This is a genomic window from Streptomyces sp. NPDC042371, assembly GCF_056437465.1.
Genome location: NZ_JBWKAP010000018.1, coordinates 110,700 through 133,154, shown reverse-complemented (window position 1 = coordinate 133,154; position 22,455 = coordinate 110,700). Strand labels below are relative to the sequence as shown.

The 22,455-nt window shown below is 70.7% G+C and carries 21 protein-coding genes; 18 read left to right on the top strand and 3 right to left on the bottom strand.

Translation table 11 applies throughout. The features are described from left to right. The first annotated feature begins 55 nt into the window (after window positions 1–55). Window positions 56–910 carry a helix-turn-helix domain-containing protein gene (locus tag AC068B_RS37060; RefSeq protein WP_478675876.1) on the top strand — a complete coding sequence of 285 codons (855 nt, stop codon included), beginning with the start codon at window positions 56–58 and terminating at the stop codon, window positions 908–910. Window positions 911–964: 54 nt separating this feature from the next. Here AC068B_RS37060 and AC068B_RS37055 read toward each other — a convergent pair whose 3' ends face one another. After that, window positions 965–1,915 (bottom strand): carbohydrate kinase family protein, encoded by a 951-nt coding sequence (locus AC068B_RS37055; RefSeq protein ID WP_478675875.1) that lies wholly within the window; start codon window positions 1,913–1,915, stop codon window positions 965–967. A gap of 177 nt (window positions 1,916–2,092) precedes the next feature. Here AC068B_RS37055 and AC068B_RS37050 point away from each other — a divergent pair, with 177 nt between their 5' ends. Beyond that, window positions 2,093–2,518, top strand: coding sequence for a QcrA and Rieske domain-containing protein (locus tag AC068B_RS37050; RefSeq protein WP_478675874.1), 426 nt, complete (start codon window positions 2,093–2,095; stop codon window positions 2,516–2,518). Between the two features lie 61 nt (window positions 2,519–2,579). On the opposite strand, the gene AC068B_RS37045 is transcribed toward AC068B_RS37050, so the two are convergent. After that, a complete protein-coding gene (locus AC068B_RS37045) occupies window positions 2,580–3,539 on the bottom strand; it encodes a hypothetical protein (protein ID WP_478675873.1) in 960 nt (319 codons plus the stop codon). Between the two features lie 224 nt (window positions 3,540–3,763). Between AC068B_RS37045 and AC068B_RS37040 the strand changes: the two genes are divergently transcribed. Both AC068B_RS37040 and AC068B_RS37035 read left to right on the top strand, forming a co-directional pair. Further along, a complete protein-coding gene (locus AC068B_RS37040; protein ID WP_478675872.1) occupies window positions 3,764–4,483 on the top strand; it encodes a papain-like cysteine protease family protein in 720 nt (239 codons plus the stop codon). Between the two features lie 5 nt (window positions 4,484–4,488). Further along, window positions 4,489–5,337 carry a hypothetical protein gene (locus AC068B_RS37035; protein WP_478675887.1) on the top strand — a complete coding sequence of 283 codons (849 nt, stop codon included), beginning with the start codon at window positions 4,489–4,491 and terminating at the stop codon, window positions 5,335–5,337. Between the two features lie 88 nt (window positions 5,338–5,425). Here AC068B_RS37035 and AC068B_RS37030 read toward each other — a convergent pair whose 3' ends face one another. Further along, window positions 5,426–6,388 (bottom strand): L,D-transpeptidase, encoded by a 963-nt coding sequence (locus tag AC068B_RS37030; RefSeq protein ID WP_478675871.1) that lies wholly within the window; start codon window positions 6,386–6,388, stop codon window positions 5,426–5,428. A gap of 124 nt (window positions 6,389–6,512) precedes the next feature. On the opposite strand from AC068B_RS37030, the gene AC068B_RS37025 reads away from it, so the two are divergent. The 14 genes from AC068B_RS37025 (at window position 6,513) to AC068B_RS36960 (ending at window position 22,451) form a co-directional block, all read left to right on the top strand. Next, window positions 6,513–7,067 (top strand): SigE family RNA polymerase sigma factor, encoded by a 555-nt coding sequence (locus tag AC068B_RS37025; RefSeq protein WP_478675870.1) that lies wholly within the window; start codon window positions 6,513–6,515, stop codon window positions 7,065–7,067. Beyond that, window positions 7,057–7,689 (top strand): L,D-transpeptidase, encoded by a 633-nt coding sequence (locus AC068B_RS37020; protein ID WP_478675869.1) that lies wholly within the window; start codon window positions 7,057–7,059, stop codon window positions 7,687–7,689. The genes AC068B_RS37025 and AC068B_RS37020 overlap by 11 nt, the downstream gene beginning before the upstream one ends. 36 nt (window positions 7,690–7,725) lie before the next feature. After that, window positions 7,726–9,861, top strand: coding sequence for an excinuclease ABC subunit UvrC (gene uvrC, locus AC068B_RS37015; RefSeq protein WP_478675868.1), 2,136 nt, complete (start codon window positions 7,726–7,728; stop codon window positions 9,859–9,861). Beyond that, window positions 9,858–10,793 carry an RNase adapter RapZ gene (rapZ, locus tag AC068B_RS37010; protein ID WP_468560487.1) on the top strand — a complete coding sequence of 312 codons (936 nt, stop codon included), beginning with the start codon at window positions 9,858–9,860 and terminating at the stop codon, window positions 10,791–10,793. Before uvrC ends, rapZ begins: the two co-directional genes overlap by 4 nt. Further along, window positions 10,790–11,812 (top strand): gluconeogenesis factor YvcK family protein, encoded by a 1,023-nt coding sequence (locus AC068B_RS37005; RefSeq protein ID WP_478675867.1) that lies wholly within the window; start codon window positions 10,790–10,792, stop codon window positions 11,810–11,812. Before rapZ ends, AC068B_RS37005 begins: the two co-directional genes overlap by 4 nt. Continuing rightward, entirely contained in the window at window positions 11,803–12,792 is a 990-nt protein-coding gene (gene whiA / locus AC068B_RS37000; protein WP_356264173.1) for a DNA-binding protein WhiA, read from the top strand. The genes AC068B_RS37005 and whiA overlap by 10 nt, the downstream gene beginning before the upstream one ends. Window positions 12,793–12,953: 161 nt before the next feature. Then, window positions 12,954–15,914 carry a M14 family metallopeptidase gene (locus AC068B_RS36995; RefSeq protein ID WP_478675866.1) on the top strand — a complete coding sequence of 987 codons (2,961 nt, stop codon included), beginning with the start codon at window positions 12,954–12,956 and terminating at the stop codon, window positions 15,912–15,914. A 189-nt stretch (window positions 15,915–16,103) separates the two neighbouring features. Beyond that, window positions 16,104–17,114 carry a type I glyceraldehyde-3-phosphate dehydrogenase gene (gene gap / locus AC068B_RS36990; protein ID WP_356264179.1) on the top strand — a complete coding sequence of 337 codons (1,011 nt, stop codon included), beginning with the start codon at window positions 16,104–16,106 and terminating at the stop codon, window positions 17,112–17,114. Window positions 17,115–17,214: 100 nt separating this feature from the next. Beyond that, the gene (locus AC068B_RS36985) at window positions 17,215–18,426 is read left to right on the top strand and encodes a phosphoglycerate kinase (protein WP_478675865.1); all 1,212 of its coding nucleotides are present in this window, start codon (window positions 17,215–17,217) and stop codon (window positions 18,424–18,426) included. Between the two features lie 6 nt (window positions 18,427–18,432). Beyond that, on the top strand, window positions 18,433–19,209 hold the full coding sequence (tpiA, locus tag AC068B_RS36980; protein ID WP_478675864.1) for a triose-phosphate isomerase: 777 nt from the start codon (window positions 18,433–18,435) through the stop codon (window positions 19,207–19,209). A 101-nt stretch (window positions 19,210–19,310) separates the two neighbouring features. Continuing rightward, window positions 19,311–19,541, top strand: coding sequence for a preprotein translocase subunit SecG (gene secG, locus AC068B_RS36975; RefSeq protein WP_030784160.1), 231 nt, complete (start codon window positions 19,311–19,313; stop codon window positions 19,539–19,541). A gap of 159 nt (window positions 19,542–19,700) precedes the next feature. After that, entirely contained in the window at window positions 19,701–20,036 is a 336-nt protein-coding gene (locus AC068B_RS36970; protein ID WP_003957010.1) for an RNA polymerase-binding protein RbpA, read from the top strand. A 179-nt stretch (window positions 20,037–20,215) separates the two neighbouring features. Beyond that, a complete protein-coding gene (gene pgi / locus AC068B_RS36965; RefSeq protein WP_478675863.1) occupies window positions 20,216–21,868 on the top strand; it encodes a glucose-6-phosphate isomerase in 1,653 nt (550 codons plus the stop codon). Window positions 21,869–21,956: 88 nt separating this feature from the next. Further along, window positions 21,957–22,451, top strand: a complete 495-nt coding sequence (locus AC068B_RS36960) for a DUF2087 domain-containing protein (RefSeq protein WP_478675862.1) — start codon at window positions 21,957–21,959, stop codon at window positions 22,449–22,451. The last annotated feature ends 4 nt before the right edge of the window (window positions 22,452–22,455 follow it).

Below are 22,455 nucleotides of genomic sequence, written 5' to 3'. Positions count from 1 at the left end.
GACCGCTGATACGTTCGCACCGTGAGCGAGAACGAGTCGTGAGCGAGAACGAGTCGTGAGCGAGAACGAGCTGGGCGCCTTCCTGCGAGCGCGCAGGGAAGCCATCACACCCACCGAGGTCGGACTGCCCAGCGGCCCCCGCCGCCGTACACCGGGCCTGCGCCGCTCCGAGGTCGCGACCCTCGCCGGAATCAGCGTCGAGTACCTCACCCGGCTCGAACAGGGCAGGGACCGCCACCCGTCCGCCCAGGTGCTCGGCGCGCTCGCCGACGCGCTGCACCTGAGGGTCGAGGAGCGCATCCACCTGCGCCGTCTGGAGGAGGAGCGCGGCGCGGCCACCTGCTGCCCGTCGGCCGTCGCACCTGCCGAGTCGGTCCGGCCCACCGTGCGCGCCATCCTGGACAGCCTGGAGCCCACGCCCGCCGTCCTGCTCAACCGCCTCGCGGACGTGCTGGCCTGCACGACGGGCTACCGGCGGATCGCGGAACCCCTCGGCATCCTGGACGGCGAGCGGCCCAACCTCGCCCGGTACGCCTTCACCGACGAACGGGCCCGTGCCGCCTACCCCGAGTGGGAGCGCCTCGCCGACGACCTGGTCGGGCACCTCAAGACCGAGTCCATGCTCGACGACTCCCATGTGCGGGGCTTCACCGACGAGCTGACCGTCGACGCGGGCGCGCCGTTCGCCGACCGCCTCGCCGGTGCGCCCGTGCTGCCCCGCCGCAGCGGCGTCCAGCGCATCACCCACCCGGAGGCGGGCCCGCTCCGCCTTGAGTATGAGACGCTCGCGCTGCCCGACATCGACCCGCAGCGCCTGATCGTCTACCTCCCGGCCGACGGAGCCACCTCGGCCGCCCTGGACCGGCTCACCGGCCGCAGACCGGGCGGCCTGCACGTCGTGAACGGCTGACGGCATGACGGCATGACGGCATGACGGCACGTCCGCCGGTCGGCGGAGCAGCGGTCAGGCGAGTTCCGATGCGTACGGAGGCTCCGCGCCCGCCCGGGAGCAGGTGAGCGCCGCCGCCCGCGCCGCGAACCGCAGGACGCCGGTCCAGCCCTCCGCGCCGAGACCGGCCAGCCCCTGGGGCGACAGCGCGTCCCGCGCGCAAAGGCCGTGCAGCAGCGCCGCATTGACGGTGTCGCCCGCGCCGATCGTGTCGACCACGTCGACCTTCTCGCCGGGCACGCGCAGCTCCGTACCGTCCCGCGTGTACAGCGCAAGACCGTCTCCGCCGTGCGTGACGACCACGGCCGCGGGCCCCGACGCCAGCCACTCGTGCGGGGTGCCGCCGAGCCAGTCGGCGTCCTCCTGCGACAGCTTGAGCAGCGTCACCGACGGCAGCCAGCTCTTGAACCGGGCGCGGTAGGCGTCCGGGTCGGGGATCAGACCGGCGCGTACGTTCGGGTCGAGCGCCGTGAAGACGCCGTCCGCCGCCGCCCGCCGCATCAGCTCCTCGTACGCAGTCGCGCCCGGCTCCAGGACGAGCGAGCAGGTGCCGAACGACATCGCCCGTACGCCGTCGGGGAGCCGGTCGGGCGCCTCGAAGAGCCGGTCGGCCGTGCCCTCGACGTAGAAGGAGTACCCCGCCGAGCCGTCCGCGCCGATCGAGGCGACGGCGAGCGTCGTCGGTTCCTGGCCGCGCCGCACGGGCGTCACGTCGACTCCGGCCGCCCGCAGTCCGTCCAGCAGCGCCTCGCCGAACGCGTCCCGGGAGACGCGCGAGCAGAAGGCGACGGGGGAGCCGAGCCTGCCGAGCGCCACGGCGGTGTTGTACGGGCCGCCGCCGAGGCGCGGCGCGAGCGCGGGCAGCCCCGCGTCACCGGCTCCGCCTCCGTGCGGCCCGCCGTCCGCTCCCTGCGGCACGCCCTGCGGCACGAGGTCGATCAGGGCCTCTCCTGCGACGACAATCACGGGTCATTCCTCTCAGGCACCGTCCGGGTGGGCTCGCCGGGCTCAGGCTAGGCCGTGCGCGGCGCGGCGGGCGGAACCGGGCAGGACTCGGGCACGGTCGTGCCCGACCCGGTCTCGGCGCGGTGCACCGGTATGGTCTGATCCGTCACCGATGCCCTCCTGACCTGTGGAGACACCATGTCCGGCACGCCCCACGCCCGCCGCACCGTGCTGCGGGCCGCCGCTCTCGCCCCGGCCGTCGGACTCGGGCTCACCGCCTGCTCCTCCGGCGACGGTTCGAACCGGTCGGCGCCGACCGCGCCGGTGGACCTCGGGAAGGCCGACGACGTGAAGGTGGGCGCCTCGAAGCTGTACAAGGACAGCAACGTCGTGGTCAGCCGGATCTCCGACGACGAGTACAAGGCGTACAGCACGATCTGCACCCACGAGCGGTGCCCCATCCAGAACCTGGAGGGGCACAAGCTGATCTGCCAGTGTCACGGCAGCCAGTTCGACGCCACCAACGGCAAGGTGCTGCACGAGCCGGCCGTCGAGCCGCTGCCGGAAGTGCCGGTGAAGGTGGCGAACGGCAAGATCATCGCGGGCCCGGCGAAGAAGGCCTGAACAGGCCGAGGGACGGGCCACACCCCCAAAGTCGCACTCCCAAAGTCGCACGCCCAGAGCCTCACTCCCAGTCCCACGCGATCCCCAGGATCCCCGCCCGCACCTGCGGCTCGACCACGTGCACCGAGCGGTGGCTGCCGCTCAGCGTCAGCTCCTGCCGCCCGCCGCGCGGGGCCGCCGCCGAGTGCTGTGTGAAGCGGTGGCAGCGTACGGGCAGGGCCCCCTCGTCGTAGCGGATCTGGAGCGCGTACTGGCCGCCCGCGTAGGTGAAGCCGCGCATGTACTCGGTGGCGGCCCCTGCCGTGCCGTCCTCGAAGCCGTAGCCGAACAGATGGGTGTCGCCCGCGCGCAGCCGGGCGTCGAAGAGCAGTTCGGCGACCAGCACCCCCGTCTTCTGGTGCCAGCGCACCCGTCCCGTGCGGCAGTTCTCCAGGGCGAGCACCCGGACGCGGTCCGGGGCGCACCCGGGGTCGCCGTGGTGGATGGCCACATAGCGGTCCACGCCGTCCCGGTGGGCGCGCACGATGTGCTGCGACTCGCGGCCGAGCAGCTCGCGTTCCGCGCCGATCCGCACCCGCTCGTGGTGGCCGATGGTGTGCAGTCCGCCGTCGACCGGCGAGCCGAGGTCGGTCAGGAGGGACCGCAGCACGTCGGAGGCCTCCACCAGGGAGCGGTACGAGCGGGCGGCGGGCCGCGCCCGGTCCGCACGGTCCGCGGGCCGCACGAGCAGCCGGATGAGTGATTCCTCCGGGAGCTGGAGTATCTCCTCCAGGGCGCGTACGGCGCGCAGGGACTCGGCGCGCTGGGGGCGGCGGGCGCCCTGCTGCCAGTAACTGAGGCTCGTCACCCCGACGTTGACGCCGTGCCGCACCAGATGGTGACGTATGCGCTGCAGGGGCAGGCGCCGCGCGGCGATGGCGGTGCGCAGCGCGAGGTGGAAGGGGCCGGTGCGCAGGGCGGCCTCCAGGTCCGCCGGCGCATCGGGCTCGGGTTCCGCCGCGAGTGGTGTGCCGTGCCGCAAAGCGGGCTCCTTCTGTGAACGTTCACATCTGCGTTCCGGCGTTCGCGCCGGTGGGGGCGGGCTGCCAGGTGGACGCGCGGCTCGCGTTCACATCCGTACGCCGCCGTTCACGCCTCAAGTAATCCCGCATTGAAGCGTGTTGACCTGCACCCGACAACACTTGATGCTCAATCGCAGCGTCCGGACGCGCTCCTCCACACCCCACCCCGCACGGGAGGAACGCGATGCGCCCACCACACAGCAGGAGCGGCAGCGTCGGCAGGCGGAGACGCCTCTCCGCGCTCGCCGTCGTCACGGCGGCCCTGTTCGCCGCGCCCGTGGCCACGGCCACGGCGGCCCCGCTCGACCCCGCCCCCGCCCTGTCGGCCGCGCCCGAGGCCCGCACGGCGACCGCGATCACCGCCAATGCCACCACGGCCACCAGGGCCACCACGGCCAAGAACGCCGCCGACCCGTCCGTCCTCGCCGCCAAGCGGCTGAACATCACCATGCAGGCCCAGCAGAAGACCAACTGGTGCTGGGCCGCGGCCGGAAACACCATCGCGACCTTCCTGGGCCGCAACTACAGCCAGAACCAGTTCTGCAACGCCGCCTTCGGGCGCAACCAGAACACCGAGTGCCCCAACAACCAGGCCACCCTCGGCAATGTGCAGAACGGTCTGCGCTGGGCGGGCATCAACTCCGGCTCGTACGTCACCGGCTGGCTGCGCTATCCGACCGTGAAGGCCGAGATCGACGCGGGCCGCCCGGTCGAGACCCGCATCCAGTGGTCCAACGGCGGCGGCCACATGCACGTCCTCTACGGCTACGACGACGCGAGCAGTTGGGTCTACTGGGGCGATCCCTGGCCCTCCAACGACCGCTACAACTGGGCCTCGCACGACTGGTACATCGACAACAACACCTTCTCCTGGACCCACTCGCTCTACCGGATCGGGGCGTGAGCGCGATGACCCGTCACCTTCCCCGCCACCTCTCCGGCCACCTCCCCGGCCACCTGGTCAGGGCCGCCCTCGCGGGCACCGCCGCCACCCTGCTCCTCGGCCTCGCGGCCCCGGCGGCCTCCGCGGACTCCCGCCCCGCCGCACCCTCGGCGGCATCCCGGGACGCCGCGCACCGGGTGGCAGGGGCGCCGAAGACCCTCGACACGCTCTCCCGCTTCTTCGCCAGGGAAGGAGCGGTCACCAAGGCCGCGGCCGACCCGCGCGTCGAGGGCAAGGCCGTGCCCGTGTACTACCTCTCCGCGGACTTCGTCGCGGGCAAGAAGGGCGCACCCATCGCCAGCCTGGAGTTCCTCGCCAGCAAGGCGGTCTCCTCCGACGGCCAGGAGGCCTCCCTCTGGACCGTCGAGCGGGGCGGTTCCTGGCAGGTCGTGAACATCGCCACCGGGGACGACGAGACCCACTACGCGCGCGTGGGTGCGCAGAAGCTCCCCGGAGGCACCGTCTTCCACGAGCCGCAGATCAACGCCTGGTACGTCCAAGGCGGCGGGGACGATGCCCACGCGCGCGTGCTGCCCCTCGACAAGGACGCGATACGTGCCGTGGGTGCGGAGGGAACCTCGGTCGCCGCCTACCGCGAGCGCGTGCGGAAGGCGTACGCCGACAAGCTGCCGGGCTCCGCGTATGCGAAGTCGGGCAAGGCGGGCGGCTACGACGAACCCGGGACGGGTCCGGCCGCGTCCGCCGGGGGCCCGGTCACGGTCGCCTCTTCGCTGGCGGGCGCGGGGGCGCTGGTCGCCCTCGGCCTCTCCGGGGCGGCGCTCGTCCGGCGCCGCGGCGCCCGGCAGCGAGGCTGACCCGGGGGAGCGGCGGCCGGGACGCCGGTCGCCGCTCCATCAACCCCTTCTTGGCCCCTCCTGGCCCCTCCTGGCCTCTCTTCGGCCCTCAGTTCAGCGCACTGCCCGCGCGCCACTGCTTCCAGCCGACGTTCCAGCCGCCGTAGCCGTTGCCCGCCGCCACGGTCTCCTTGGAGCCGACGACCCGCACGATGTCGCCGGGGATGACCTCTTCGTAGAAGCGCCTTGCGGTCCCGTCGGTGGCGAGGCCTATGCAGCCGTGCGTCACGTTGCTCTCGCCCGCTGTGGCGTTCGCGTTCGGGTTCTCGTGCAGGTAGGTACCCGAAGCCGTCAGGTGCACCGCGTAGTTGTAATAGTCCTTGTACGCCTTTCCGTAGCCCACGGTCCGCGAATCCATGAGCACGCGGGACTGCTTGTCGAGGACGACCATGGTGCCGTTCCAGGTGTCCATGCCCGGGGCGCCCGCCGTCACCTTCACCTCGCGCGGCCTGCCGTCCTTCACCACCGTCATCGTGTGGGTCCGCACGTCGACGGTGGCGACGAGGGAACGGCCCACCTCAAACGTCCGGGTGGTCCCGGACCCCGCCCGGACGGTGACCTCCGTACCGGGCTTCCACCGCTCGCGCGGCCGGTAGTCGACGCGCTGGCCCTCGGGCAGGTTGCGGTCCTGCACCCAGCTCCACGAGCCCGTCACACCCGGGTCGGTCGCCACCTTCAGGCGCCGCTCGACCGCGGCCCGTTCCGCCACCGGCACCGGACGGGCGAAGGTGAGCGATATCGGCATGCCGACACCGACGGTCTGTCCGTTGGAGACATTGATCCGCACGCCCTTGAGGGCGGCGGGATCGGGGGCGGGCCTCGCCGTGGGCCGCTGCGGCTTCTGCCGCGCGGACGACGCGCGGTCCGCCGCGGTCGCCCCGGGCTTCGGGGCGGATCCCCGGCTCTGGTCGGCCCCGCCCTGCGCGGTGCACCCCGCGAGCGCGAGCGAGCAGAGCGCCGCGGCTCCCCACGCGCGCGTGGCGCGCCTGGTCGTCGTCATTCCTGTGGTCATCGGTCCCCCTGGGCTGTGTTTCGATAGACGCGACCTGTACGCACGGGGGAGGCGGCGGGTTGCACACCAGGTGCGGGAATTTTCAGATCACGTGATCCGGTGGGCCGGACGGGGGCGCGGGGGCATGACGGAGGACGAGTTCGATGCGTTCTACGCATCCGCCTTCCCGCGTCTGGTCGGCCAGTTGTACGCGCTCATCGGTGATCACGGCGAAGCGCAGGACGTCGTCCAGGAGGCGTTCGTACGGGCCTGGGACCGCCGCCAGAGCTTCCTCGCCGACGAGGCCCCCGAGGCCTGGATCCGTACCGTCGCCCTGCGCCTCGCGGTGAGCCGCTGGCGCCGGGCCCGGCGCTGGCTGGACCTCGTGCGCAAGAACCCGCCCGCCGACCGGGTCCCGGGACCGGGACCCGAACACACCGCCCTGGTGCAGGCGCTGCGCACCCTCCCGGAGGCGCAGCGCACCGCCGTCGTGCTGCACCACCTGTGCGACCTGAGTGTGGAGCAGGTAGCCTCCGAGACCGGCTCGCCCGTCGGGACGGTCAAGGCCCGCCTCTCGCGCGGCCGGGCGGCGCTCGCCGCGCAGTTGTCCGCCGAGCGGGACGGACCGGGCTCGGGCGGCGGCGCACGCGACGACGACGGCGACGGGCAGAGCGCGAAGGAGAGTGGCCGTGTCCGATGACCTGACCTCCGCGCTCCGTGACCTGGCGGCCGACCACCGGACGCCGCCTCCCGTGCCCGGCGCCGAGATCCGCCGCCGTGCCACGGCCCGCGGACGCCGCCGCCGTGCCGCCGCCGCGGGCGCGACCCTCGTCACGGCGGCCGTGGCCGTGACCGTCGTGGCCGGGCTCCTGACCGGCTCCGGCTCCGACGATGAACGCCCGCACCGGAAACCGGCGCCCGTCGCCACGGAGAGCGCCCGCCGCCCCGCCGCCACGGTCGACCTGTCCCGGCACCGGATGACGCTCGACGGCCGTCAGCTGCCCGTATCCGCGGGCACCGCCGCGCACCCCACCCCCACCGGCCGGATGACGGTCGTCGCCACCTACCCCCACAAGCGCATGCCCGCGGCGGAGTTCGGCCCCGGCGAGTACGACATGACGCTGCCCTGGGTCGTCGAGCTGCGCACCCCCGACGGCGGCACCAACTACGTCGTCGCGCTGACGTACAACGAGAAGGCACCGGGGACCATGGACGTCACCAAGGGCTGGATCGGCCTGCGCCCCGACGACGCCCGCACGCTCCACGACCGTCTCGAACCCGGCGACGTGATCACCGTCCGCGCCGGTCGCCCCGCTCGCTGACCCGTACTGTCAGCGGCCGCCAGTAGGCTGTCCGACATGGCCGACCCTTCCAGCTACCGCCCCAAGCCGGGACAGATCCCCGACGCCCCGGGGGTCTACAAATTCCGCGACGAGCACCGCCGGGTGATCTACGTCGGGAAGGCCAAGAGCCTGCGCCAGCGCCTGGCCAACTACTTCCAGGACCTGGCCGGTCTCCACCCCCGCACCCGCTCCATGGTGACCACGGCGGCCTCCGTCGAGTGGACGGTCGTCACCACCGAGGTCGAGGCGCTGCAGCTGGAGTACTCCTGGATCAAGGAGTTCGACCCCCGGTTCAACGTCAAGTACCGCGACGACAAGAGCTATCCGTACCTCGCGGTGACGATGAACGAGGAGTTCCCGCGCGTGCAGGTGATGCGCGGCGCCAAGAAGAAGGGCGTGCGCTACTTCGGTCCGTACGGCCACGCGTGGGCGATCCGCGACACGGTCGACCTGCTGCTGCGCGCCTTCCCCGTCCGGACCTGCTCCGCCGGTGTGTTCAAGAACGCCGCCCGCACCGGCCGCCCCTGCCTGCTGGGCTACATCGGCAAGTGCTCGGCGCCCTGCGTGGAGCGCATCACGCCCGAGGACCACCGCCAACTCGCCGAGGACTTCTGCGACTTCATGGCGGGCCGCACGGGCACGTACATCCGCCGCCTGGAGCGGCAGATGACGGACGCGGCCGAGGAGATGGAGTACGAGCGGGCGGGCCGCCTGCGCGACGACATCGAAGCCCTCAAGAAGGCCATGGAGAAGAGCGCCGTCGTCCTCGCCGACGCCACGGACGCCGACCTCATCGCCCTCGCCGAGGACGAGCTGGAGGCCGCCGTGCAGATCTTCCACGTCCGCGGCGGGCGCGTGCGCGGCCAGCGCGGCTGGGTCACCGACAAGGTCGAGGCGGTCACCAGCGGCGACCTCGTCGAGCACGCCCTCCAGCAGCTGTACGGGGAGGAGCGCGGCGACGCCGTGCCCAAGGAGGTGCTCGTCCCCGCGCTGCCCGACCCCATAGAGCCGGTCCAGGAGTGGCTGACCGAGCGCCGCGGCGCGAACGTCTCGCTGCGCATCCCGCAGCGCGGCGACAAGAAGGCCCTCATGGAGACCGTCGCGCGCAACGCGCAGCAGTCCCTCGTCCTGCACAAGACCAAGCGCGCCTCCGACCTGACCACGCGCTCGCGCGCGCTGGAGGAGATCGCCGCCGCCCTGGAGCTGGACAGCGCCCCGCTGCGCATCGAGTGCTACGACATCTCGCACCTCCAGGGCGACGACGTCGTGGCGTCGATGGTCGTCTTCGAGGACGGCCTCGCCAGGAAGAGCGAGTATCGCCGCTTCCAGATCAAGGGCTTCGAGGGCCAGGACGACGTCCGCTCCATGCACGAGGTGATCACACGCCGCTTCCGGCGCTACGTCGCGGAGAAGGAGCGGAGCGGGGATGGGGTCTCCCCTGGTCGAGCGGAGTCGAGAGCTTGGGGATGGGTCGACGAGGAGACCGGCGAGGTCTCGGACAACGGCCCCACCGAGGAGGACGGGCGGCCCAAGCGGTTCGCGTATCCGCCGCAGCTCGTCGTGGTGGACGGCGGACAGCCCCAGGTCGCCGCGGCCAAGAGAGCCCTCGACGAGCTCGGCATCGACGACATCGCGGTGTGCGGCCTGGCCAAGCGCCTGGAAGAGGTCTGGGTCCCCGACGAGGACGATCCGGTCATTCTGCCGCGCACCAGCGAAGGGCTCTACCTCCTCCAGCGGGTACGTGACGAAGCGCACCGCTTCGCCATCACCTACCAGCGCACCAAGCGGGCCAAGCGCTTCAAGGCCGGGCCGCTGGACGAGGTCCGCGGCCTAGGCGATGCCCGGAAACGTACGCTGATCAAGCACTTCGGTTCGGTGAAGCGGCTGCGATCCGCGACAATCGACCAGATCTGCGAGGTGCCGGGAGTGGGCCGCAAGACGGCCGAGGCCATCGCGGTGGCCCTCGCCCAGGCGGCCCCCGCCGCCCCCGCGGTCAACGTGACCACCGGAGAGATCCTGGACGACGACGAGCCGTTCGCCGCGGCCGACGACGACCGGGAGCCGCCCGCCGAGGGCGGGCCCGGGGAGAATGAGAGCGGGGAGCCCGTGACCGCGGGCACCCCGGAAGAACGACGGGGGCAGGAGACATGAGCGAGCACGACGAAGGTGGAGAACAAGTGAGTGCGGGCACGCCCAACGAGACGCCGGCCGTCCCGGACGCCGCGATCCCCGAGCTGGTGATCATCTCGGGCATGTCGGGTGCCGGACGCAGCACGGCGGCAAAGTGCCTGGAGGACCTCGGCTGGTTCGTGGTCGACAACCTGCCGCCCGCGCTGATCCCCACCATGGTGGAGCTCGGCGCCCGCTCGCAGGGCAACGTCGCCCGCATCGCGGTCGTCGTCGACGTGCGCGGCAGGCGGTTCTTCGACAACCTCCGCGACTCCCTCGCCGAGCTGGAGTCGAAGAACGTCACGCGGCGCATCGTCTTCCTGGAGTCCTCCGACGACGCCCTGGTCCGCCGCTTCGAATCGGTCCGCCGCCCGCACCCGCTGCAGGGCGACGGCCGCATCGTCGACGGCATCGCGGCCGAGCGCGACCTGCTGCGCGAGCTGCGCGGCGACGCCGACCTGGTCATCGACACCTCCAGCCTGAACGTGCACGAGCTGCGCGCCAAGATGGACGCCTCGTTCGCGGGCGAGGAGGAGCCCGAGCTGCGGGCCACCGTCATGTCCTTCGGCTTCAAGTACGGCCTGCCGGTCGACGCCGACCTGGTCGTGGACATGCGCTTCCTGCCGAACCCGCACTGGGTCCCCGAGCTGCGCCAGTACACCGGCCTCAACGAGGAGGTGGCGGCGTACGTCTTCAACCAGCCCGGCGCCAAGGAGTTCCTCGACAGGTACGCGGAAATGCTCCAGCTCATCGCCGCGGGCTACCGCCGCGAGGGCAAGCGGTACGTGACGATCGCGGTCGGCTGCACCGGCGGCAAGCACCGCTCCGTCGCCATGTCGGAGAAGCTCGCGGCGCGCCTGGTGTCCGAGGGTGTGGAGACGGTCATCGTCCACCGGGACATGGGGCGCGAATGACGCCGCACCGCCGGAGCGTCCGCCTGAGCCGACTGGGCCGCAAGCGGGGCGCCCAGCCGAAGGTGGTCGCGCTCGGCGGGGGCATGGGCCTGTCCGCCTCGCTCGCCGCGCTGCGCCGCATCACCGGAGCAGGTGACCTCACCGCCGTCGTCACGGTCGCCGACGACGGCGGCTCCAGCGGCCGCTTGCGCGACGAGCTCGGCGTGCTGCCGCCCGGTGACCTGCGCAAGGCCCTCGCCGCGCTCTGCGGCGACGACGACTGGGGCCAGACCTGGTCCCGCGTCATCCAGCACCGCTTCCAGTCCAAGGGCGACCTGCACGAGCACGCGGTCGGCAATCTGCTGATCGTCGCCCTGTGGGAGCAGCTCGGCGACCACGTCCAGGCGCTGGACCTGGTCGGCAGGCTGCTCGGCGCGCAGGGCCGCGTGCTGCCCATGTCGGCCGTGCCGCTGGAGCTCCAGGCCCTGGTCAAGGGCCACGACCCGGAGCGCCCCGACGACGTGGACACCGTGCGCGGGCAGGCCACGGTCGCGCTCACGCCCGGCGAGGTCCAGTCCGTCCAGGTCGTCCCGCACGACCCGCCCGCGGTCCCCGAGACGGTCGCCGCCGTGCTCGACGCGGACTGGGTGGTGCTCGGCCCCGGCTCCTGGTTCTCCTCGGTGATCCCGCACCTGCTGGTCCCCGAACTGCTCGACGCGCTCACCCAGACGAAGGCCCGCAAGGTCCTCTCGCTCAACCTCGCGCCGCAACCGGGAGAAACCGAAGGGTTCTCTCCGCAGCGTCATTTGGAGGTTTTGGCCCGACACGCCCCTAAACTCGCCCTGGACGTGGTGCTGGCCGACGAGGCCGCCGTGCCCGACCGTGAGTCACTGACCGATGCCGCCAAGCGGCTCGGTGCCACGGTCGAGCTGGCGCCGGTGGCCCGGCCCGACGGGACTCCGAGGCACGACCCGGAGCTCCTGGCAGCCGCGTACGACCGTATTTTTCGGATGCATGGAAGGATCGGCCCATGGCGATGACGGCAGCGGTGAAGGACGAGATCTCCCGGCTCCCCGTCACCCGGACCTGCTGCAGAAAAGCAGAGGTCTCGGCGATCCTGCGGTTCGCGGGCGGCCTTCACCTGGTGAGCGGCCGCATCGTGATCGAGGCGGAGCTGGACACCGCGATGGCCGCCCGGCGGCTCAAGCGGGACATCCTGGAGATCTTCGGGCACAGCTCGGAGCTGATCGTGATGGCCCCCGGCGGCCTGCGGCGCGGCTCGCGCTACGTGGTCCGTGTCGTGGCGGGCGGCGACCAGCTGGCCCGCCAGACGGGTCTCGTCGACGGCCGCGGCCGTCCCATCCGGGGTCTGCCGCCGCAGGTGGTCTCGGGGGCCACCTGCGACGCCGAGGCGGCCTGGCGCGGGGCGTTCCTCGCACACGGCTCGCTCACCGAGCCCGGCCGCTCCTCCTCCCTCGAGGTGACCTGCCCGGGCCCGGAGGCGGCGCTCGCGCTGGTCGGCGCCGCGCGCAGGCTGCAGATCGCCAGCAAGGCCCGCGAGGTGCGGGGCGTGGACCGCGTCGTCGTACGTGACGGTGACGCGATCGGCGCGCTGCTCACCCGGCTCGGGGCGCACGAGTCGGTGCTCGCCTGGGAGGAGCGGCGGATGCGCCGCGAGGTGCGAGCCACCGCCAACCGCCTGGCCAACTTCGACGACGCGAACCTGCGCCGCTCGGCCCGTGCGGCCGTCGCAGCGGGGGCCCGTGTGCAGCGCGCCCTGGAGATCCTCGGCGACGAGGTGCCGGAGCACCTCGCGGCCGCCGGACGCCTGCGCATGGAGCACAAGCAGGCCTCCCTGGAGGAGCTGGGCGCGCTCGCCGACCCGGTGCTGACGAAGGACGCCGTCGCGGGCCGCATCCGCCGCCTGCTCGCCATGGCCGACAAGCGGGCTCAGGACCTGGGCATCGCGGGCACGGAGTCCAACCTGAGCGACGAGCTCGCGGACAACATGGCGGTCTGACGCCGGTCCCGTACGTCACGTGAGCCGCTGGTGTCCCACCGGGCACCGGCGGCTTTCGCATGCCCGTCCCGCACGCCTTCACGCACTGTATTGACATGATCATGCACTGTCACGAGCCTGGCATCCGGCACATCTGTGCCGGACAACCGCAAGGGGGGCTCATGAGACGAAGAGCGAGCGCGAGATCCGTCCTCGCCACCGGAGCACTGCTCATCGGCGGCCTCGCCGCCGCACCGCACGCGCAGGCCAGCGGCCCGGGGAAGGCCCCGGCCGCCGACGACCCGGCGGCCGTGCGGGTCTATCAGGCAGAAGTCACCAAGAAGCAGATACCGATCCTCGTCGAGGCGGGCCAGGACGCCCACGAACTCGCGGGACAGACACCCGAGACCGGCACCGGCCGCGTCGAGCTGTACCTCACCGAGGGCCAGGCCAAGGCCATCGAGCGCAAGGGCATCGAGCTCAGCGAGCACAAGGTGTCGGCGGCGACGCAGAAGCGGCTCAAGGCCGCGGGGGACGGCGTCTACCGGCCGTACAGCGGAAAGGGCGGTCTCCAGGAGGAGATCGTCAAGACCGGGCAGGCGAACCCCGGCATCACCAAGGTCGTCTCCATCGGCAAGACCCTCCAGGGCAAGGACATCCTCGCCCTGAAGCTCTCCAAGGACGCCAAGAAGTCCAAGGACGGCTCCAAGCCCTCCACGCTGTACATGTCCAACCAGCACGCGCGCGAGTGGATCACCCCCGAGATGACCCGCCGCCTGATGCACCACTACTTGGACAACTACGGCAAGGACAAGCGCATCACCAAGCTCGTGAACTCCACCGAGCTGTGGTTCGTGCTCTCCGCCAACCCCGACGGCTACGACTTCACGCACGCCGCCCAGGCCAACCGCCAGTGGCGCAAGAACCTGCGCGACGTCGACGGCGACGGCAGGATAGCGCCGGGCGACGGCGTCGACCTCAACCGCAACTTCGCCTACAAGTGGGGCTACGACAACGAGGGCTCGTCCCCGGACGCCTCCTCCGAGACCTACCGTGGCACCGGAGCGATGTCCGAGCCGGAGACCAAGGCGCTCGACCGCTTCCAGAAGCGCATCGGCTTCACGTACGGGATCAACTACCACTCCGCGGCCGAACTGCTCCTCTACGGAGTGGGCTGGCAGGTCGCCACGCCGACCCCGGACGACGTGCTCTACCGGGCGCTGAACGGCACCCCGGAGAAGCCCGCCGTGCCCGGCTACCACCCGCAGGTCTCCTCCGAGCTCTACACCACCAACGGTGAGGCCGACGGCCACGCGGGCAACGTCAACGGCATCTCGATGTTCACCCCGGAGATGTCCACCTGCCAGACCGCGTCGAACATCGACCCGAACGACGCCTGGAAGCCCGAGGACTGCGCGTCCATCTTCACCTTCCCCGACGACGAGAAGCTGATCCAGCAGGAGTTCGCCAAGAACGTCCCGTTCGCGCTCGCCGTCGCCGAGACAGCTCTCCACCCCGACCAGCCGGTCTCCGTCACCGGCATTGAGGCCCCGGACTTCACCCCGGACACCTTCGCCACCTCGTACGCCCGCGGAGGCGACCAGAAGGTCGCCGTCACCGCCCGCAAGTCGGTGCGCGACAAGAAGCTCAACTACCGCATCAACGGCGGCCGCACGCACGACGAGAGCCTCAAGGCCTGGAAGGGCGGCGAGACCTACGGCGGCGCCGACAACCTCTACTTCGACGAGTACCGCGCCGAGGTCGAGGGCGCACGCGCGGGCGACAAGGTAGAGGTGTGGTTCACCGGCCGCACGAAGAACGGCGGCAGCCAGAGCGAGCACTTCACCTACACCGTCGCCGAACGCCCGAAGGCGAACACGCTCGTCGTCGCCGAGGAGGGCGCGACGGCCACCCAGACGCAGAAGTACGTCGACGCCATCGAGGCCAACGGCCGCACCGCCGCCGTCTGGGACGTCGCCAAGCAGGGCGTCCCGCACCCGCTCGGCGTCCTGTCGCACTTCTCCGCGGTCGTCCACTACACCGGCGACCCCGTCCCCGGCGCGCCCACCCAGCTCGCCCTGCGCGACTACCTCAACGAGGGCGGCAAGCTCATCGAGTCCGGTGAGCGCACCGGCACCAACGTCGACCTCGGCGAGGCCCTCACCGACGACTTCGCGCAGTACTACCTCGGCGCGTACGAACGGCTCTCCGCGCCCGGCGCCAAGAGCTTCCAGGGCAGCGGCGCGCTCGACGGGGTCAGCACCCCGCTCGCCGCCGCCGACAACAACCCGCTCGACAAGGCAGGACGCTTCACCGTCACCTCCGACAGCCTGCCGCCCGAGAAGTTCCCGCAGTTCAAGAGCGCGGCCGCGGGCTCCTACCCCGGCCTCACCAACCCGTACGCGCCCTTCGAGGGACAGGGCATGGCCTCGGCTACCCACGCCGACCAGGACTGGAAGCGGCTCACCCGCACCATCGACCTGACCGGCGTCACGGCCGCCGACCAGCCGGAGCTGCGGTTCGCGCTCAACTGGAACCTGGAGACCGGCTACGACCACGGCCTCCTGGAGGCGCACACCACCGGCGCCGACGACTGGACGACACTGCCCGACAAGAACGGCAACTCGTCCGCCGCCGTCCCCGCCGAGTGCGCGGCCGGGTTCTTCGTCAACGGCCACCCGTTCCTGCGCCACTACCTGACGGTCGGGGCCAACGGCTGCACGGCGTCCGGCACCAGTGGCGCCTGGAACAGCTTCACCGGCTCCTCCGGCGGCTGGAAGCCCGTCGCCTTCGACCTCAGCCCCTACGCGGGCAAGAAGATCGAGGTGGCTCTCAGCTCCGTCACCGACCCCTCCACCGGCGGTCGCGGCCTCTTCGCCGACAACGCGCAGCTGGTCGTCAACGGCAACGTCAAGGAGACCGAGGGATTCGAGTCGTCGCTCGGCTCCTGGAGCGTCGCGCCGGCCCCGCCGGGAAGCCCCAATATCACAGGCGACTGGGCCCGGACCGGGGAGCTCTACCGCTCCTTCGCGGCGGTCACAGCGCGTGACAGCGTGCTCCTCGGCTTCGGCTTCGAGCACGTGCCCGGAAACGCCGAAAGGGCCGCTCTTATGGGCGCCTCCCTGGCACATCTGCGCAGCTGACACTCCGTAATCGGGACGAAGGTCCCGGCGGCCCGTACCCCTACTCCGGGGTACGGGCCTTTGTGCCGCTTACGGCCCCTCTCGATGTCACCTCAGAGGCTTCAGAGAGGTAGGGTCGGAGGCGGTCGGGGACATCCCATACAACTCGCCGGCGTCTAAAACCGGCGTACCAACGAGGAGATCGGTTTCGTGACGATCCGCGTAGGCATCAACGGCTTTGGCCGCATCGGTCGCAACTACTTCCGCGCGCTGCTTGAGCAGGGTGCGGACATCGAGATCGTGGCTGTCAACGACCTGGGTGACACCGCGACCACGGCGCACCTGCTGAAGTACGACACCATCCTGGGCCGCCTCAAGGCCGAGGTGTCGCACACCGAGGACACCATCACGGTCGACGGCCACACCATCAAGGTGCTGTCCGAGCGCAACCCCGCCGACATCCCGTGGGGCAAGCTGGGCGTCGACATCGTGATCGAGTCCACCGGCATCTTCACCAAGAAGGCCGACGCCGAGAAGCACATCGCGGGCGGCGCCAAGAAGGTCCTCATCTCGGCTCCGGCCAAGGACGAGGACATCACCATTGTGATGGGCGTCAACCAGGACAAGTACGACGCGGCCAACCACCACGTCATCTCCAACGCCTCCTGCACCACCAACTGTGTGGCGCCGATGGCGAAGGTTCTCGACGAGAACTTCGGCATCGTCAAGGGCCTGATGACCACGGTCCACGCGTACACCAACGACCAGCGGATCCTGGACTTCCCGCACTCGGACCTGCGCCGCGCCCGCGCCGCCGCCGAGAACATCATTCCGACCACGACCGGTGCCGCCAAGGCCACCGCCCTGGTCCTGCCCCAGCTCAAGGGCAAGCTCGACGGCATCGCGATGCGCGTCCCGGTCCCGACCGGCTCCGCCACCGACCTCGTCGTCGACCTGCAGCGCGACGTCACCAAGGACGAGGTCAACGCCGCGTTCAAGAAGGCCGCCGACGACGGCGCCCTCAAGGGCATCCTCTTCTACACCGAGGACCCGATCGTGTCGTCCGACATCGTCAGCGACCCGGCCTCCTGCACCTTCGACTCCTCCCTGACCATGGTCCAGGAGGGCAAGACGGTGAAGATCCTCGGCTGGTACGACAACGAGTGGGGCTACTCCAACCGCCTCGTCGACCTCACCGTCTTCGTCGGCGGTCAGCTCTAGTCACCAGAGCAGACACCTAGATGTGAGCACAGGGTCCGGACCGCGCAACGCCGCGCGCTCCGGGCCCTGTTGTGCGTCAGCCCACCCAAGGAGTCCAGTAGTGAAGACGATCGACGAACTTCTCGCCGAAGGAGTCGACGGCAAGCGGGTCTTCGTCCGCGCCGACCTCAACGTGCCGCTCGCCGACGGCACCATCACCGACGACGGCCGCATCCGCGCCGTCCTGCCGACCGTCCAGGCCCTCGCCGCCGCGGGCGCCAAGGTGGTCGTGGCCTCGCACCTGGGCCGTCCCAAGGGCGCCCCGGACCCGGCCTTCTCGCTGCTGCCCGCCGCCGAGCGGCTCGGTGAACTCCTCGGCGCGCCCGTCGCGTTCGCGCAGGACACGGTCGGCCCCGCCGCGCACGACGCGGTGGACGGCCTGCAGCCCGGCCAGGTCGCCGTCATCGAGAACCTCCGCTTCAACGCCGGTGAGACGTCCAAGGACGACGCCGAGCGCGGCGGGTTCGCCGATCAGCTGGCCGCCCTCGCCGATGTCTACGTAGGCGACGGTTTCGGTGCCGTGCACCGCAAGCACGCGTCCGTGTACGACCTCCCTGCGAAGCTCCCGCACTACGCGGGCTACCTGATCGCCACCGAGGTCGGCGTCCTCAAGAAGCTCACCGAGGACGTGAAGCGCCCGTACACCGTCATCCTCGGCGGCGCCAAGGTCTCCGACAAGCTCGCCGTCATCGACGAGCTGCTCGGCAAGGCCGACCGTCTGCTCATCGGCGGCGGCATGGCGTACACCTTCCTCAAGGCCCAGGGCCACGAGGTCGGCATCTCCCTCCTCCAGGAGGATCAGATCCCGGTCGTCAAGGAGTACATGGAGCGCGCCGAGAAGAACGGCGTCGAGCTCGTCCTCCCGGTCGACGTCCTGGTCTCCACGGACTTCCCCGACCTGAAGACGAAGGCCCCGGCGGACTTCAAGACCGTCGACGCGGACCAGATCCCCGCGGACATGGAGGGCCTGGACATCGGCCCCAAGTCCCGCGAGCTCTTCGCCGAGAAGATCGCCGACGCCGAGACCGTCTTCTGGAACGGCCCGGTCGGCGTCGCCGAGCACCCCGACTACGCCGGGGGCACCGCCGCCGTCGCGCGAGCCCTGCTCAACTGCGACGGCTTCACCGTGGTCGGGGGCGGCGACTCCGCCGCGGCCGTCCGCAACCTAGGCTTCGACGAGAACGCATTCGGCCACATCTCGACCGGCGGCGGCGCCTCCCTCGAATACCTCGAGGGCAAGACGCTCCCCGGCCTCGCCGCACTGGAGAACTGACACCTGATGACTACGCGTACCCCGCTGATGGCGGGCAACTGGAAGATGAACCTCAACCACCTCGAGGCCATCGCCCACGTCCAGAAGCTCGCCTTCGCCCTGGCGGACAAGGACTACGAGGCCTGCGAGGTCGCCGTCCTGCCGCCCTTCACCGACCTGCGCTCCGTGCAGACCCTGGTCGACGGCGACAAGCTCAAGATCAAGTACGGCGCCCAGGACATCTCGGCGCAGGACTCCGGTGCCTACACCGGCGAGATCTCGGGCCCGATGCTGTCCAAGCTGAAGTGCACCTACGTCGCCGTGGGCCACTCCGAGCGCCGTCAGTACCACAACGAGACCGACGAGATCTGCAACGCCAAGGTGAAGGCCGCGTACAAGCACGGCCTGACCCCGATCCTCTGCATCGGCGAGGGTCTGGACATCCGCAAGGCCGGACAGCAGGTCCAGTACACGCTGAACCAGCTCGACGGCGGCCTGAAGGACGTCCCGGCCGAGCAGGCCGAGACCATCGTGATCGCGTACGAGCCCGTCTGGGCGATCGGCACCGGCGAGGTCGCGACCCCCGAGGACGCGCAGGAGGTCTGCGGCGCGATCCGCGGCCGCCTCGCCGAGCTGTACTCGCAGGAGCTCGCCGACAAGGTCCGCATCCAGTACGGCGGCTCCGTGAAGGCGAAGAACGTCGCCGACATCATGGCGCAGCCCGACGTGGACGGCGCCCTGGTCGGCGGCGCGGCGCTGGACACGGACGAGTTCGTCAAGATCGTTCGCTTCGGCGACCAGTGAGTATGCGCTAGCGACGTTACGTCGTACCCTGACGGGGGCCGAGGGTAGCCTTCGGCCCCCGTCGTCGATTCAGTTCCGAGGAAGTTGGTCCAGCCGTGGTTATGGGGTTCTCGATCGCCCTGATCGTCTTCAGCGCTCTGATGATGTTGCTGGTGCTGATGCACAAGGGCAAGGGCGGCGGTCTTTCCGACATGTTCGGTGGCGGCATGCAGTCGTCCGTCGGCGGTTCGTCCGTCGCGGAGCGCAACCTCGACCGCATCACGGTCGTGGTCGGTCTGCTGTGGTTCGCGTGCATTGTCGCGCTCGGCCTGCTGATGAAGGCGAACAACTAGCGCCAGCCACTGGTCGCTTGTCCGGTGCGCGCCCGCGTGCGCGGCTTATCATGGGGCTTGCGTCCGGGGGTGGGGTGTAACTCCCAACACTGGACGCGCGTTGGGCCTTACGTAAACTGAGGCGCCCGCAGCAGCACCATCACGCAGGGAGTTACGACCGTGGCAAGTGGCAACGCGATCCGAGGAAGTCGGGTCGGGGCGGGGCCGATGGGCGAGGCCGAGCGCGGTGAGTCCGCGCCGCGACTGCGCATCTCCTTCTGGTGCTCCAACGGGCACGAGACGCAGCCGAGCTTCGCCAGCGACGCGCAGGTCCCCGATACGTGGGACTGTCCCCGCTGCGGCTTTCCGGCAGGTCAGGACCGGGACAACCCGCCGGATCCGCCGCGCACCGAGCCGTACAAGACGCACCTGGCGTATGTACGCGAGCGGCGCAGCGACGCGGACGGGGAGGCGATCCTCGCGGAAGCGCTCGCCAAACTGCGGGGCGAGATCTAGCACTTGAATACGACGTGAGAACCGGCCGGACACCAATAAGTGTCCGGCCGGTTTCTTCGTCCCGTACGTGTGCTGGCAGACAGTTTCGGACATCTCATCCCGCTCTCTGATCGATTAGGTTGGAGGATGCAGCGGGGCAATTGGACGTACGCGCGTACGAAAGAAGGCTGAAGTCCGAGATGAACGCAGAAAGCCGCGCCAGGCTCGATCAGACTCCCGAGTGGACGGCGCTCGCCGAGCACCGTGACCGGCTGGGGGAGGTGCAGCTGCGCGAGCTGTTCGCCGCCGATCCGGCGCGCGGTACGGCGTACACCCTCCAGGTCGGCGACCTGCACATCGACTACTCCAAGCACCTCGTCACCGGTGAGACGCTGACGCTGCTGCGCGAGCTGGCGGCCGCCACCGACGTCTTCGGGCTGCGGGACGCCATGTTCCGCGGCGAGAAGATCAACACCACCGAGGACCGGGCCGTCCTGCACACGGCGCTGCGCGCCCCGCGGGGCAGCGTCGTCGAGGTCGACGGCGAGAACGTGGTGCCCGCCGTGCACGCCGTCCTCGACAAGATGGGCGCCTTCTCGGAGAAGGTCCGCTCCGGCGAGTGGACCGGACACACCGGCAAGCGCATCAAGAACGTCGTCAACATCGGCATCGGCGGCTCCGACCTCGGTCCGGCGATGGCGTACGAGGCGCTGCGCTCCTTCACCGACCGCGGCCTCACGGTCCGCTTCGTGTCGAACGTGGACGGCGCCGACCTGCACGAGGCCGTGCGGGACCTGGACGCCGCCGAGACGCTCTTCATCATCGCCTCGAAGACGTTCACCACCATCGAGACGATCACGAACGCCACGTCCGCGCGTGACTGGCTGCTCACCGAGCTGAAGGCCTCGCAGGACGCCGTCGCCAAGCACTTCGTAGCCCTGTCGACCAATGCCGAGAAGGTCTCCGACTTCGGCATCGACACGGACAACATGTTCGAGTTCTGGGACTGGGTCGGCGGCCGCTACTCGTACGACTCGGCAATCGGCCTCTCCCTGATGATCGCCATCGGGCCCGCCCGCTTCCGCGAGATGCTCGACGGCTTCCACCTCGTCGACGAGCACTTCCGCACGGCGCCCGCCGAGTCCAACGTGCCGCTCCTGATGGGCCTGTTGGGCATCTGGTACGGCAACTTCCACGACGCGCAGTCGCACGCCGTACTGCCGTACTCGCACTACCTCTCCAAGTTCACCGCCTATCTGCAGCAGCTGGACATGGAGTCCAACGGCAAGTACGTCGGCCGTGACGGCAAGGAGGTCGACTGGCAGACGGGCCCGGTCGTCTGGGGCACGCCCGGCACCAACGGGCAGCACGCCTACTACCAACTCATCCACCAGGGCACGAAGTTGATCCCGGCGGACTTCATCGGCTTCGCCGAGCCCGTCGCCGATCTGCTGCCCGGCCTGGTCGCCCAGCACGACCTCCTCATGGCCAACTTCTTCGCACAGACCCAGGCGCTGGCGTTCGGCAAGACGCCGGACGAGGTGCGCGCCGAGGGCGTCGCGGAGGAGCTGGTCCCGCACAAGACGTTCAAGGGCAACCACCCCACGACGACGATCCTGGCCAAGGAGCTGACCCCCTCGGTCCTCGGCCAGCTCATCGCGCTCTACGAGCACAAGGTCTTCGTGCAGGGCGCCGTGTGGAACATCGACTCCTTCGACCAGTGGGGCGTCGAGCTCGGCAAGGTCCTCGCCAAGCGCGTCGAGCCCGCGCTGACCGAGGGCGCCGAGGTGCCCGACCTGGACGGGTCGACCACCGCTCTGGTCGCCAAGTACCGGGACCTGCGCGGGCGTTGAGTCTCATCAGGCGATAATCGGATGCGGGCGAACCGCCCGGCGGGTGACACTGCTTCGGCTCTGTCACCCGCCGGGAGGGGACCCCGTCATGGACCAGCTGCACGCCGCGCTCGCCGACCCCGACAGACTCCGGCTGTACGCGCGGATAGTCCTCGACGACCTGCCGCCGCGCGAGGCCGACTCCGCCGTCGCCCGCAAGCACCTGGGACGCCTCCTCGCCACCGGGCTCGTGGAGCGGCTGCCCGACGGATCGCTGCGGGCCGACCCGGCCGTCTTCCGGCGCTCCCCGGACCCCGTCGACGCGCACGCCCATCCCACGGTGCCGCGCCGCCTCACCGGCTTCTTCGCGCACGGCCGCCTCACGGCCATTCCGGTCCGTCCCGTCGTGCGCCACGAACTCCTCGTCCACCTCACGGACGCCCTCTTCGACGCCGACCGCACCTACAGCGAGGGCGAGATCAACGACGCGTTCCGCACCGTCCACGACGACACGGCGGCGCTGCGGAGGTACTGCGTCACCGACGGCCTCCTCGTCCGCGAACAGGACGGCAGCAGCTACCGCCGCGCCCTCGTGGACGCCTGAGGGC